This window comes from Streptomyces sp. CNP082, assembly GCF_059570535.1.
In genome coordinates, this window is record NZ_JCANSZ010000012.1 from 91,474 (window position 1) to 104,126 (window position 12,653).

11 protein-coding genes are annotated in these 12,653 nt (G+C 74.9%); 4 read left to right on the top strand and 7 right to left on the bottom strand.

Annotated elements, in window-relative coordinates; translation table 11 throughout:
- Positions 1 to 147 precede the first annotated feature (147 nt).
- On the bottom strand, positions 148 to 1,104 hold the full coding sequence (locus tag B124_RS13180) for a GlxA family transcriptional regulator (RefSeq protein ID WP_496502973.1): 957 nt from the start codon (positions 1,102 to 1,104) through the stop codon (positions 148 to 150).
- A 117-nt stretch (positions 1,105 to 1,221) separates the two neighbouring features.
- The gene (locus B124_RS13185) at positions 1,222 to 1,950 is read right to left on the bottom strand and encodes an AraC family transcriptional regulator (RefSeq protein ID WP_496503036.1); all 729 of its coding nucleotides are present in this window, start codon (positions 1,948 to 1,950) and stop codon (positions 1,222 to 1,224) included.
- Positions 1,951 to 2,249: 299 nt separating this feature from the next.
- On the opposite strand from B124_RS13185, the gene B124_RS13190 reads away from it, so the two are divergent.
- Positions 2,250 to 3,011, top strand: a complete 762-nt coding sequence (locus B124_RS13190; protein WP_496502974.1) for a class I SAM-dependent methyltransferase — start codon at positions 2,250 to 2,252, stop codon at positions 3,009 to 3,011.
- A 21-nt stretch (positions 3,012 to 3,032) separates the two neighbouring features.
- Here the strand turns inward: B124_RS13190 and B124_RS13195 are convergent, their stop codons facing one another.
- Positions 3,033 to 3,932 (bottom strand): TIGR03560 family F420-dependent LLM class oxidoreductase, encoded by a 900-nt coding sequence (locus tag B124_RS13195; RefSeq protein WP_496502975.1) that lies wholly within the window; start codon positions 3,930 to 3,932, stop codon positions 3,033 to 3,035.
- 198 nt (positions 3,933 to 4,130) lie between these two features.
- Here B124_RS13195 and B124_RS13200 point away from each other — a divergent pair, with 198 nt between their 5' ends.
- Positions 4,131 to 4,826 carry a hypothetical protein gene (locus B124_RS13200; protein WP_496502976.1) on the top strand — a complete coding sequence of 232 codons (696 nt, stop codon included), beginning with the start codon at positions 4,131 to 4,133 and terminating at the stop codon, positions 4,824 to 4,826.
- 138 nt (positions 4,827 to 4,964) lie between these two features.
- Here the strand turns inward: B124_RS13200 and B124_RS13205 are convergent, their stop codons facing one another.
- The 4 genes from B124_RS13205 to hutH form a co-directional block, all read right to left on the bottom strand.
- The gene (locus B124_RS13205; RefSeq protein WP_496502977.1) at positions 4,965 to 5,648 is read right to left on the bottom strand and encodes an ABC transporter ATP-binding protein; all 684 of its coding nucleotides are present in this window, start codon (positions 5,646 to 5,648) and stop codon (positions 4,965 to 4,967) included.
- Between the two features lie 70 nt (positions 5,649 to 5,718).
- Positions 5,719 to 7,176 (bottom strand): ABC transporter permease, encoded by a 1,458-nt coding sequence (locus B124_RS13210; RefSeq protein ID WP_496502978.1) that lies wholly within the window; start codon positions 7,174 to 7,176, stop codon positions 5,719 to 5,721.
- Between the two features lie 258 nt (positions 7,177 to 7,434).
- Positions 7,435 to 8,706, bottom strand: coding sequence for a L,D-transpeptidase (locus tag B124_RS13215; protein WP_496502979.1), 1,272 nt, complete (start codon positions 8,704 to 8,706; stop codon positions 7,435 to 7,437).
- Between the two features lie 177 nt (positions 8,707 to 8,883).
- A complete protein-coding gene (hutH, locus tag B124_RS13220) occupies positions 8,884 to 10,455 on the bottom strand; it encodes a histidine ammonia-lyase (RefSeq protein ID WP_496502980.1) in 1,572 nt (523 codons plus the stop codon).
- A gap of 187 nt (positions 10,456 to 10,642) precedes the next feature.
- Between hutH and B124_RS13225 the strand changes: the two genes are divergently transcribed.
- Positions 10,643 to 11,422: an enoyl-CoA hydratase/isomerase family protein gene (locus B124_RS13225; RefSeq protein ID WP_496502981.1), complete on the top strand. Its 780-nt coding sequence runs from the start codon at positions 10,643 to 10,645 to the stop codon at positions 11,420 to 11,422.
- A 94-nt stretch (positions 11,423 to 11,516) separates the two neighbouring features.
- Positions 11,517 to 12,620 (top strand): GGDEF domain-containing protein, encoded by a 1,104-nt coding sequence (locus tag B124_RS13230; RefSeq protein ID WP_496502982.1) that lies wholly within the window; start codon positions 11,517 to 11,519, stop codon positions 12,618 to 12,620.
- The last annotated feature ends 33 nt before the right edge of the window (positions 12,621 to 12,653 follow it).

Consider the following 12,653-nt stretch of genomic DNA (forward strand, 5'->3'; position numbering starts at 1 on the left):
GCCTTCCGGGTCCTGGGGTTTCGTGCCGCTTTCCGGTGCGTTACCAGCAGGTTCGCCCGTCGTACGGCCCGGTGACAGCGGCCTGAGTGCCACACTCCGCAAGGATCTCGCCAACGCCCGGGCGGACCGGCCCGCCCGCCTGTCCGCCTACTCGCCTCTCGCGAACGTGCGCCGGTACTCGCTCGGCGTCGTACCCAGGATCTGCTGGAAGTGCAGCCGCAGGTTCGCGCCCGTGCCGAGGCCGACGTGGTCCGCGATCTGCTCGACGCTCTGCTGCGAGCGCTCCAGCAGCTCGCGCGCCACGTCGATCCGCGCCCGCATGATCCACTGCATCGGCGTGTACCCCGTGTCGTCCACGAAGCGCCGCGAAAACGTGCGCGTCGACACGCCCGCGTGCCGGGCCAGCGCCTCCAGGGTCAGCGGCTCGCCGAGCCGGTGCAGCGCCCACTCCCGGGTCGCGGCGAACCGCTCGCCGAGCGGTTCCGGCACGCTGCGCGGCACGTACTGCGCCTGGCCGCCGCTGCGGTACGGGGCCGCCACCAGGCGCCGGGCGGCGTGGTTGGACGCGGCGACGCCGAGGTCGCCGCGCAGGATGTGCAGGCACAGGTCGATGCCGGAGGCGGCGCCCGCGGAGGTCAGGACGCTGCCCTCGTCGACGAAGAGCACGTTCTCGTCGACCCGTACGGCCGGATGCTTCGCAGCGAGCGCCCGCGTGTAGTGCCAGTGGGTGGTGGCGCGGCGGCCGTCGAGGAGGCCGGTGGCGGCGAGGGCGAAGGCGCCGGTGGAGATGGCGGCGAGGCGGGCGCCGCGGCGGTGGGCGGCGATCAGGGCCTCGGTGACGGCGGGCGGCGGGTCCTCGCGGTCCGGGAAGCGGTAGCCGGGTACGAAGACGATGTCGGCCCAGGTGAGCGCGGACAGGCCGTGGGCGACGTGGTACGAGAGCCCGTCGCCGCCGGCCACAAGACCCGGCGCGGCGCCGCACACGCGCACCTCGTACGGCATGCTCCGGCGGGTGCTGAACACCTGCGCGGGGATGCCGGCGTCGAGGGGTTTGGCGCCTTCGAGGACGAGGACGGCGGCGCGGCGGAGGCGGGAGGCGGACACGGGGACACGGTACGCAGGCCGGGGCCGGTGTGGTGCGCGGCGGGTTCCGGGGCGGGCTCTGCGCGGCGTCTCGGTCGCGCGGGAGGGCGCTGCTCCGGCCGCGCGCGAGGCGGCGTCTCAGTCGCGCGGGAAGTACGTGCCCGGCGGTGCCCCCACCGTGCGGTGGAACGCCGCCACGAACGCGCTCGGCGAGGCGTAGCCGACGTGGCGGGCCGCGGTGGCCACCGTCGCGCCGGAGGCGAGCAGCGGCAGCGATGCCTGGAGCCGCAGGTGCGTACGCCAGCGGCCGAACGGCAGGCCCGTCTCGGCGACGAACAGGCGCGCCAGCGTGCGGGGCGCCGCGCCGGCGTACGGGGACCACTGGGCGAGCGTACGGGCGTCGGCGGGGCTGGCGCGCAGCGCCTCGGCGACGGCGCGGGGGCGGGGGTCGCGGGGCATGGGCGCCAGGACGGCCGTCGCGGCGACGGGGGTGAGCTGGTCGAGGAGCACGGCCTCGGCGCGGGCGCGGGCGGGCGGGGCGGGGGCGTCGTCGGCGAGGTGGTCGAACAGGGCCCGCAGCAGCGGGGTCACCGCGACCACGGTCGGCTCCGGCCACCCCGGGGCGACGGCACCGGGGGCGACCGCGTCCGGCCCCGGCGCCGTCTCCGGCACAGGCACAGGCACAGGCACAGGCCCCGGCCCCGGCCCCGGCACCGGCACCGGCACCGGCACCGGCACCGGCTGCTGGACGTACAGCGCACGCGGCTCCGTCGTGCCCGCCGTGCCCGTGGCGTGCCTCAGCCCCGGTGGGATCCACAGCGCCGTCGTCGTCGGCAGCACCCAGGTGCGGTCCAGCGCCCGCACCATCAGCACCCCGCTCCGCGCCCACGCCAACTGCGGCTTCGGGTGGCGGTGCCGGCCGATCCACCCGCCGCCGCCCGCGGTCGCGAAGCCCGCCACGAGCACCGCCCCGCCCCCTCCCCCGCCCCCGGAGCCGGCGGCGGAAGCGCAGTCGGAGGGGGAAGCGGAACCGGAAGAGGAAGCCGGTGCGTGGCCGTTCAGCGACATGGCTGGCCAGACTAGCGCGGCGGCCACCGCCCTACCCCGCCCCTCGGCCCGGCGAAGCGGAAGCGCACGAACAGCCCGCCGCCGGGTAGGAATCGGGCATGCGCCCCGTGGACTACGACGACCGCCTCCACCGCTCCTACGCCGCCGGCCGCGCCCTCTCCGACGCCCAGCGCACCACCTGGGCCCGCGCCTTCGCCGCCCGCCTCCCCGCCGACCGGCCGCTGCGCGGGCTGGACCTCGGCTCCGGCACCGGCCGGTTCACGCCGCTGCTCGCCGCGGAGTTCGGCGGCCCGGTCACGGGCGTCGAGCCGTCGGTGCGGATGCGGGAGCAGGCGGTCGCGGACGCCGCGCACCCGCGGGTCACGTACGTCCAGGGGCGGGCGGAGGCGCTGCCGCTGCCGGACGAGTCGGTCGACTTCGCGCTGAGCTTCCTCGTGTGGCACCACGTACGGGACAAGCCCGCAGGCGCCCGTGAGCTGCACCGCGTCCTGCGGCCCGGCGGCACCCTGCTGCTGCGTACCGAACTCACCGACTCGCTGCCCGACTTGTGGTATCTCGACGCCTTCCCGCGCGGATACGACGTCCTCGCCGGGCTCTACGAGCCGCTGTCGGCGGTGCGCGGTACGTTCGAGGCGGCGGGGTGGGAGCTGGGGGCGGTGGGGGAGGTCGGGCTGCCGGCGCCCGGCACCTGGGCGCAGGCGCTGGCCCGGTTGCGTACCAGGGCGTTCTCCATCTTCGAGCACATGCCGGAGGCCGACATCGAGGCCGGCTTCGCCGAGCTGGAGCGCAGGGTGGCCGCGGCCCCGCAGGCGCCCGCGCCGGTGGCGCCCGGGACGGTGGTCACCTTCCGGCGCGCGTGAGGGCCCGCCGGGGAGCCCCGTTCACCAGACCCCCACCTCGCTGTTCGGCCTGATCTGCGCCACCACCGGCACCGCCTCGCCCACCGCCTCGACCGCCGCCGCCGTCCACGGCCCGGCCGCGGCGAGCACCACGTGCTCGATCCCGTACTTCGCGAACGACTCGCACCGCTCCGCCACCGAATCCGCCGGCTCCCCCGGCTCCATCCGGGTGGTGACCGTCTTCTCCACTTCCCAGTACGGCCGGCCCGCCGTCTCGCAGTGGTCCGCGAGCACGTCCAGCTCGCGGCGCAGCGTCTCGCCGCCGTCCGGTACGTCGAAGAAGTTGCACGCGTCCGCGTAGAGCGCCGCCAGCCGCAGCATCGGCCCGTCGCCGATGCCGCCGACGAGTACCGCCGGCCGCGGGCGCTGCACCGGCGGCGGGCTGCACACGGGGTAGTCCAGCGTGAAGTGCCGCCCGTCGAAGGCGCCGGTGTCGCCCGCCCACATCTGCTGCGCCAGCCGCAGCGTCTCCTCCATCCGCTCGACGCGCTCGACCGCGGGCGGCAGGGTCAGGCCCATGGCGTACGCCTCGTCCTCGCGGTAGCCGGCCCCGAGGCCGAGCCAGGCGCGTCCGCCGGAGAGCACGTCGAGGGTGGTGACGGCCTTGACGAGCAGGGCGGGCGGGCGGTAGGTGACGCCGGTGACCATGGTGCCGATACGGATGTTCTCGGTACGCGCGGCCAGGTACCCGAGCGTGGTGTACGCCTCCAGCACCGGCTCGTCCGGCGTGCACGTGGGGTCGGCCTGCAGCAGGTGATCACCGACCCAGACGGTGTCCACGCCCGCCTCGTCCGCCACGCCGACGACCTCGGCGAGCGCGGGCGCGAGGGCCGTGGGGCCGCCGGGCCAGGAGAAGCCGGTGACGTTGATGCTGATACGCATGGTGGGCGGCCTCCTCGTCGCTTCCCACCAGTCTGCCCGCGGCGGCGCGTGCCGGTCGTCCGTCCACAGGAGTCAACTTCCTTACTCCCAGGGGAGTAACGGGCGGTCAGACGGTCTTCCCGGGCGGCAGCGACCCGCCGTGGCGGGAGCCGGGACGGTACGCGGAAGGGGGCCGCGGCGACTGCGTACCGTGGTGCCATGAGCACTGCCAAGTTGACGCCCGCCCGGCGCCGGGCCGTGGCCGGGGCCGACGCCGCGACCGGGCTGGTGCGCGCGCGCGAGCGCGTGCTGGAGGGGCTGGTGGACGGCGGTTTCGCGGTACGGCATCCGCGCCCGCCGCACCGCCACTACCTCACCCCCGCCGGGCGCGAGCTGCGCGACCGGCTGCTGGCCGACGCCGCGGCCGAGCGCGCCGAAGCGGCCGGTGCCGAGGCGGCTGAGGCGGCCGGCGCGGAAGCGGCGGGCGGCCGGGGCCCGGCGGAGCCGGGCGTGTTCGCGGCCCGTACCGGCGGCGAGCCCGCCCCGCCCGACGCCGCCGCGCGCGCACGCGAGGTGCGCAGCGCCTGGGAGGGCCTCGCCGAGCTGCGCCGGATCACCAACGCCGACGGGGCCACCGGCGTGCCGTGCGCGTGGGAGCGTACGCACCTGGAGTCCGCCGTCGCCCTCGCGCTGGAAGCCGCCGGGCTGCCCCCGGCCGCCCCCGAGACCGGCGGCTACGTCGTCACCCCCGCCGAGCACCAGCCGGAGGCGGTACGGGTCGGCTGGCGGCCCGGGCCCGCGCTGCGGGAGCTGGTACGGGCGGCGGGGGCGCTGGAGGCCGGGGGGTGGCAGGTCTCCGAACACCCGGAGCGCGACGGCGGGATGTACCTGCTGGCGTCCCCGCGCCGCCGCTGACGGGCCCGTTCCGTACGCCGTCACCCCCCGCCGTACGCACCGGGCGCGCGGAGGCGCGTACGGGCACCGCCGCGCCCGTACACGCCCTCCCCCGGCACCCCCGCGGCCCTGGCCCAGCGGCCCAGCGGCCCTGCGGCGCTACGCCGCCTCCCGCTCGGTGACCTTCAGCCGGCCCTTCTTGATCACCGCCAGCCGCGGTGCCCGCCTGGCGATCGCGCTGTCGTGCGTGACCAGCACGTACGTCAACCCGAGGTCCTTCCACAGCCCTTCGAGCAGCGCCACGATGTCGTCCCGGGTGTCCTCGTCGAGGTTCCCGGTCGGCTCGTCGGCCAGCAGCACCTTCGGCTGCTTCACCAGCGCCCGCGCGATGGCCACGCGCTGCTGCTGGCCGCCGGACAGCTCGCCGGGCAGGTGCGTCCGCCGCTCGGCGAGCCCCACGGACTCCAGCGCCTCCGCCGCGCGCTTGGCGCGCTCGGTCGCCTTCACACCCAGCGGCACGAGCGCGGTCTCGACGTTCTCCTGGGCGCTGAGGGTGGGGATGAGGTTGAAGCTCTGGAAGACGAAGCCGATGGTCGCGGCCCGTACCCGCGTCAGCGCGGCCTCGCTGAGGCCGCCGAGGTCGGTGCCGTCGAGGCTGAGGGTGCCGGAGGTGGCGCGGTCGAGGCCACCGAGCAGTTGCAGCAGCGTCGACTTGCCGCCGCCGGTGGGGCCGCGGACGACGAGCTGGTCGCCGTCGGCGATGGTGAGGTCGACGCCGGCGAGGGCGTCGATGGCCTCCTTGCCGCGCTGGTAGCGCTTGGTGACGCGGGTGAGTTCGTACATCCTGTCAACTCCCGGGTGCCGCAGGTGAGGTGGTCGGAGGGGCTAGGAGGAACGGGCGAGGAGGAAGGGGCTATTCGACGCGCCGCAGCGCGTCCGCCGGCCGCAGCCGCGCCGCCCGCCAGCCGCCGAAGAGGCCGGCGATCAGCCCGCCCGCGACCGCGAGCGCGACGGCCAGCGCGATCACTGGCAGCGTCACGGGCGCCTGCAGCCCGACCTCCACGCTGGAGGTGGCGGCGTCCAGCATCTTCTGCGGCCCGCGCAGCACGGCGCCCTCGGGCGCCTCGGCGTTGGGGCCTACCGAGGCGTCGAGCGTCGGGGCGACGGCCGTGACGACGTACGCGCCGGCGACCCCGAGCGCGATGCCGAGCACGCCGCCGAGGATCCCGTTGACGAACGCCTCGCCTATCACCTGCCGGACGACGCGCCCGCTGCGCCAGCCGAGCGCCTTGAGCGTGCCGAACTCCCGCACCCGCCGGCCCACGGCCGACATGGTGAGCAGCCCGGCGAGCAGGAAGGCGGCGACCAGCACGACGACGGAGAGCCACTTGCCGATGCCGGTGGCGAGGTCGGAGGCGGTGGAGAGGTTGCCGGAGACCTGTTCGGCGAGGTCGGAGGCGGAGGTGACGCTGGCGCCGGCCACGTTCTCGTCGATGGCGTCCTTGACCGCGGGGATGTCCTCGGAGCTGTCGGCCTTGACGTAGATGGTGGAGACCTTGCCCGCCAGGTCGGCGTCGGACAGCTTCTGGGCCTGCTTCAGCGGGATATAGACGTTCGCGGTGGCGGCGCCGGTGTCGGCGGTGGCGATGCCGACGACCTCGAACTTCTCGCCCTTGATGGTGACGTCGTCGCCCACCTTGAGACCCTCGTCCTTGGCGTACGCGCTGTCGACGACGGCCTTGAGTGCGTCGGTGTCGTCCGCGCCGAAGGTCTCGCCGTCGCTGATCCTCGACGACGACAGCGGGCCGACGTCCTGCCGGGAGACGTCGAGGCCGGTGACGCTGAAGGAGTCGACGTCGATGTCGGCGCCGCCGCCCTCGATCCGCGGGCCGCCCCCGCCGCCCCCGCCGCCGCCCTGTTCGGGAACTGCCTGGTCGACGGGGCCGCCGCCCTCGATCCTCCCCTGCTGGAAGTCGCCCTTGAACTCGACGTCTTCGAGCGCCAGCGCGCCCACCGCCGCCTCGACGCCGTCCTGGGCCGCGACCTCGCCGACGACGGAGTCGTCGAGGTGCTGGAAGCCGCCGAGCGGCATCAGCCGGTCGTCGGACTTGGTGGCGTCCTCGCCGTCCTCGCCCGGCCCGATGCGGAAGCTCTGCGGGCCGGGGCCGCTCTCGTCCGCCTCCTTGCTGACGGTGAGGTCGGTGCCCACGCCGTAGAGGGAGTGCAGGACCTCGTCCTGGGCATCACGCATGCCGGTGGCCACGGACGAGACGGTGATGACGAGGCCGATGCCGAGCGCGAGGCCGAGGGCGACGACCAGTGCGGCCTTTCTGCGCCGGCGCAACTCGCGCCGCAGGTAGGTGAGGAACATGCGGCGAAGTTATGGCGCGAGGTTGGGGAAAGGCTGAGGCCACCGTGAGAGTGCCATGAGAAAGGGCCGGGCCCCGCCGTACGTACGCCGTACGGTCCAGGTCCCGGCCCTGCGACGGCCACGTGACGCCGCTACGGCGCCCGGCTGCGCGGCGGCCGGCGGCGAGCGGCGCTCACGCCCGCCGCGCGCGTCCGCACGCCGGGGCGCACGGGGCATCAGCCCCGTGCGCCCGGGTGTTCGCGGCGGCTGGCGCCCGGGTCAGAGCGCGCTGCCCTGCTGCCAGGTGGCCCAGTCCATGTTCCAGCCGTTGAGGCCGTTGTCCGGGGCGATGGTCTCGTCGGGCGAGTTCTTGACGATCACGACGTCACCGATGAGCGACTGGTCGTAGAACCAGGCGCCGTCCGTCCCCGGGTCGTCCGCGCCCTGCTTGTCGAAGAGGCCGACGCAGCCGTGGCTGGTGTTGGCGGCGCCGAAGACGCTCTGGCCGCCCCAGTAGTTGCCGTGGATGAACGTGCCGGAGGTGGACAGCCGCATGGCGTGCGGCACGTCCGGGATGTCGTACTCGCTCTTGCCCTTGTCGTCGGTGAAGCCGACCGTCGAGCCGTCCATCCGGGTCTCCTTGTGCTTCTCGGAGATCACCATCTCGCCGTTGTACGTGGGGTTCTCGGGCGAACCCGCGGAGATGGGGATGGTCTTGAGTTCCTTGCCGTCGCGCACGACCGTCATCGTCATGGCCTTGACGTCCACGGTGGTGACCTGCGAGCGGCCCACGGTGAAGCTCATCTCGCGGTCCTGCACGCCGTAGACCCCGGGGGACGCCTCGACGCCGTCGAGGTTCATGTCCATCGTGACGGTGGAGCCCGCCTCCCAGTACTCCTCGGGGCGGAAGTCGAGCCGGGTGTCGTTGAACCAGTGGCCGACGACCTCCTGGCCGCTGCTCGACTCGACCTCGATCTTGGACTGGACGGCCGCCTTGTCCTCTACCGGCTTGTCGAAGTTGAGCGACACCGGCATGCCGACGCCGACCTCGGTGCCGTCCTCCGGGGTGAAGTAGCCGATCACGCTGTTCTCGGTGGAGACCGTGGAGAAGTTCGCGTTGGACGTGGACACCTGGCCGTCGGCGTCCTCGGCCTTGGCCGTGATCCGGTACTCCGTGCCGCGCTCCAGCGCCGCGTCCGGCTGCCAGGACAGGCCGTCGTCCGCGATGGTCCCGGCGACCGGGTCGGTGCTGCCCGCCGCGGTCAGCACGACCTCGGTGAGCTTGCCCTCCTTGACCGTGACCTTCGTGTCGGAGTTGATGCCGACGTTCTCCGTACCGTCCTTGGGCGCTATGGCTATTCGGGCGTCCGGCACGTTCTTCGTCTGCTCCGAGGAGGACTCCTTCTTGTCCCCGGAGTCGTCCGCTTCGCTGTCGCCGCCGCACGCGGTCAGCCCCAGCACGGCACTCATCGCCAGCGCGGCCAGCGCCACCCCGCGCCGCCCCTTGCCGTACACCCTCACGTCGTAACTCCCCTTCACCGCGAAGGGCACGAATGCCCCGTCTCACGGAGGAGGACGCCCTGTCCCCACCGGTCCGTTCCAGACTGCCACCCACTGTGGCACACGCCACGGACACTCCAGACCCGCGGCCGGGCGCACCCCCTCACGCCCGGCCGGGACGAGACGGATCGGCGCAGGTCAGCGCGGAGTCGATCAGATCGCGACGAATCACGACAGGGGCCCTGTGACGGATTCCACTGCCGCAACGAGCCGGCCGGAGCGTAGGAACCCCTCCGCGGCGGCCAGATCCGGCGACAGGAAACGGTCCTCGCCAGGACCCGCGACGCCCGCGTCGCGCACGGCGCGCAGCACGGCCCGGGTGGCGGGGGCCGGCGTGAGTCCGGCGCGCAACTCGACGGCGCGGGTGGCCGCGTACATCTCGATGGCCAGCACCTTCGTCAGGTGGTCGACCGCGGTGCGCAGCTTGCGGGCCGCGGACCAGCCCATCGAGACGTGGTCCTCCTGCATCGCCGAGGACGGGATGGAGTCGGCCGACGCCGGCACGGCCAGCCGCTTCAACTCGCTGACCAGCGCGGCCTGGGTGTACTGGGCGATCATGAGGCCCGAGTCCACGCCCGGGTCGCCGGCCAGGAAGGCGGGCAGGCCGTGACTGCGGTTCTTGTCCAGCAGCCGGTCGGTGCGGCGCTCGGCGATGGAGCCGAGGTCGGCGGCGGCAACGGCGAGGAAGTCCAGGACGTACGCGACGGGGGCGCCGTGGAAGTTGCCGTTGGACTCGATACGGTCCCCGATCACCACCGGGTTGTCGACGGCGGCGGCCAGCTCGCGGTCCGCGACCGTACGGGCGTGGGCGAGCGTGTCCCGGCCGGCGCCGGCGACCTGCGGCGCGCAGCGTACGGAGTACGCGTCCTGCACCCGGGGCGCGGCGGGCACGCCGTCGTGGCCGCTCTGGTGGTGGCCGGTGAGGCCGGAGCCCTCAAGCACCTTGCGCATGTTGGCGGCGCTGGCGGCCTGGCCGGGGTGGGGGCGTACGGCGTGCAGCCCGGGCGCGAGCACCCGGTCGGTGCCGAGCAGGGCCTCCAGCGTCAGCGCGGCGGTGACGTCGGCGGCGGTGAGCAGCGCGCCGAGGTCGGCGCAGGCCATGAGCAGCATGCCGAGCATCCCGTCGGTGCCGTTGAGCAGCGCGAGGCCCTCCTTCTCGCGCAGCGTGACGGGCGCGAGGCCGTGCGTCGCGAGCAGGCCGGCGGCGGGGTGCACGACGCCGTCGGGCCCTTCGGCGTCGCCCTCGCCCATGAGCGCCAGCGCGCAGTGCGAGAGCGGGGCGAGGTCGCCGGAGCAGCCGAGGGAGCCGTACTCGTGCACGACCGGGGTGATGCCGGCGTTGAGCATCCCGGCCATCGCCTGCGCGACCTCGGGCCGTACGCCGGTGTGGCCGGAGGCCAGCGTCTTCAGGCGCAGGAACATCAGCGCCCGTACGACCTCGCGCTCCACCCGCGGGCCCATGCCGGCCGCGTGCGAGCGGACGATGTTGCGCTGGAGCTGCACGCGCAGGTCGGGGGCGATGTGCCGGACGGCGAGCGCGCCGAAGCCGGTGGAGACGCCGTACACGGGGTCGGGCTTGGCGGCGAGGTCGTCCACGACGCGGCGGGCGGCGGCGAGCGCGTCGAGGGCGCGGGCGGACAGCTCGACGGGGGCGCCGCGGCGGGCGACGGCGAGGACGTCGTCCGCGCTGGTGCCGGCGGGCTCCAGGACGACGGGCGCGGGACGGGGGTGCATATCCATATTCAGAAACCTTACGAAGTGAATCCCAAGCTGTCACGGGCGCTGCACGGGCGCCGCACGGACACCCCACAGGCCCCATCCAGCACGTCCAACCGATCAGAAAACACAGTTGGTCAGCCCTGGCGCGGCGCCGCGCCACGCACTACGTTAGCGAGCGTTAACGTCACGAGCCGCCGGAGGCCGGAACATGGGCGAGGGCATCGCCGTCCGCACACACGAACACGTCGCCGAGCTGGTCCTGGACCGGCCGGAGGCCATGAACGCCGTCTCCACCGAGCTGGCCCGCGCGCTCACCGAGACCACCGCGCGCCTGGCCGCGGACGCCTCCGTACGGGCCGTGGTCCTCACCTCCAGCCACGAGCGGGCGTTCTGCGTCGGCGCGGACCTCAAGGAGCGCAACGGCTTCACCGACGCCGACATGCACCGCCACCGCCCCGTGTCGCGCGGCGCGTACACGGGGGTGCTGGAGCTGCCGGTGCCGGCCATCGCGGCGGTGCACGGCTTCGCCCTCGGCGGTGGGTACGAGCTGGCGCTGTCCTGCGACTTCATCGTCGCCGACGAGACGGCCGTGGTCGGGCTGCCGGAGGTGTCGGTGGGGGTCGTGCCGGGCGGCGGCGGGACGCAGTTGCTGCCGCGCCGGGTGGGCTCCGCCCGCGCGGCGGAGCTGATCTTCACCGCGCGCCGGGTGGAGGCGGCGGAGGCCCATGCGCTGGGCCTGGTCGACCGGCTGGTACCGGCGGGCGAGGCCCGTACGACGGCGCTGGAGCTGGCGCGGCGGATTGCGGGCAACTCGCCGGTGGGGGTACGGGCCGCGAAGCGGGCGCTGCGGCTGGGCTTCGGGCAGGAGCTGCGGGCGGGGCTGGAGATCGAGGACGCGGCGTGGCACCGGACGGCGCTGTCGGCGGACCGGAAGGAGGGTGTGGCCGCGTTCAACGAGAAGCGGAAGCCAAAGTGGCCGGGGGCGTGACCGGGGGGCGTAAGGGGCCCGGGAGACCGTCCTGTCCATAGTGGCCAATGGGCCTAAATCCTGCAAATGGGGATCGATTGCCTACTCTGGAGCCGTGACGGGCAACGGCCGGCTCCCGGACGAACCGCTGCGCACCGTGGTCGAGCTGGCGCGGGCGCTGGCGGACGCCGTCACGCCGCGCGACACCGTGCGCGCGGCAGCGGCGGGCGCCAGGCGCGCGCTCGACGGGTCGTTCGCGGCGGTGTCCGTCTGGGAGCGGGAGCGCGGGCGGCTGCGGGTGCTCGTCAACGACGGCGAGCGGGCCCCCGGCGAGGAGGAGTTCCCGCCGGACGAGTCGTACCCCCTGCACGACTTCCCCGACCTGGCCACCCACGGCGGCCCCTGGACGGCGACGGCGGACTCCCCGGGGCGGCGGGGGGAGGCGCTGCGGCGGCGGGGGCGGGGCAGTTGCCTGGTGGTGCCGCTGCTGATGCACGGGCGGGCCTGGGGTGAGCTGTATGTCGCCCGCCCGCGCGGCGCCGCGGCCTTCACGGCGTACGACACGGCCGTCGCGGCGGCGGTGAGCGCGGTGGTCGCGGCGGGGCTCGCGCAGTCGGAGCGGCTGGAGGAGGCGCGGCGGCTGGCGTTCACGGACCCGCTGACGGGGCTGGCCAACCGCCGGGCGCTGGATCTGCGGCTGGACGAGGCGGTGGAGCAGCACCGGGCGGAGGGCACCGTGGTCAGCCTGGTCGTCTGCGACGTCAACGGCCTCAAGGAGGTCAACGACTCGCTCGGCCACGCGGTCGGCGACCGCCTGCTGGAACGATTCGGCACGCTGCTGTCGCTGCACGGAGCGGGGCTGCCGGACACCTTGGCCGCCCGGCTGGGCGGCGACGAGTTCTGCCTGCTGTCGGCCGGCCCGCCGGCGGACGACGTGGTCCGCACGGCGACGGAGCTGTGCGCGCGGGCGGCGGACCTGGACCCGGGCCAGGGGGTCGCGTGCGGGGTGGCGTCCACGGGGGACCCGATCGGCCCGGTGCTGTCGGGCCGCCGGCTGCTGCGGCTGGCGGACGCGGCGCAGTACGCGGCGAAGGCGGCGGGGTCGCAGGGGCCGGTGGTGGCGGGGCGGGACCGGGAGGTGACGCGCCTGGCGGACCACCCGCCGCGGGGGCGGAGCCGGCGGGCGTTCAGGGGAAGGCAGACGGGGAGCAGGCGGTAGGGCGGGGGCGTGGCGCAGCTCGTCCAGCGCCAT

Excerpts from the sequence above, each read along its gene's own strand:
- B124_RS13185 (WP_496503036.1), bottom strand. The coding sequence starts at position 1,950 with ATGGTGCGGGCGCTGGACCGCACCTGGGTGCTGCCGACGACGACGGCG.
- B124_RS13190 (WP_496502974.1), top strand. The coding sequence starts at position 2,250 with ATGCGCCCCGTGGACTACGACGACCGCCTCCACCGCTCCTACGCCGCC.
- B124_RS13195 (WP_496502975.1), bottom strand. The coding sequence starts at position 3,932 with ATGCGTATCAGCATCAACGTCACCGGCTTCTCCTGGCCCGGCGGCCCC.
- B124_RS13200 (WP_496502976.1), top strand. The coding sequence starts at position 4,131 with ATGAGCACTGCCAAGTTGACGCCCGCCCGGCGCCGGGCCGTGGCCGGG.
- B124_RS13205 (WP_496502977.1), bottom strand. The coding sequence starts at position 5,648 with ATGTACGAACTCACCCGCGTCACCAAGCGCTACCAGCGCGGCAAGGAG.
- B124_RS13210 (WP_496502978.1), bottom strand. The coding sequence starts at position 7,176 with ATGTTCCTCACCTACCTGCGGCGCGAGTTGCGCCGGCGCAGAAAGGCC.
- hutH (WP_496502980.1), bottom strand. The coding sequence starts at position 10,455 with ATGGATATGCACCCCCGTCCCGCGCCCGTCGTCCTGGAGCCCGCCGGC.
- B124_RS13225 (WP_496502981.1), top strand. The coding sequence starts at position 10,643 with ATGGGCGAGGGCATCGCCGTCCGCACACACGAACACGTCGCCGAGCTG.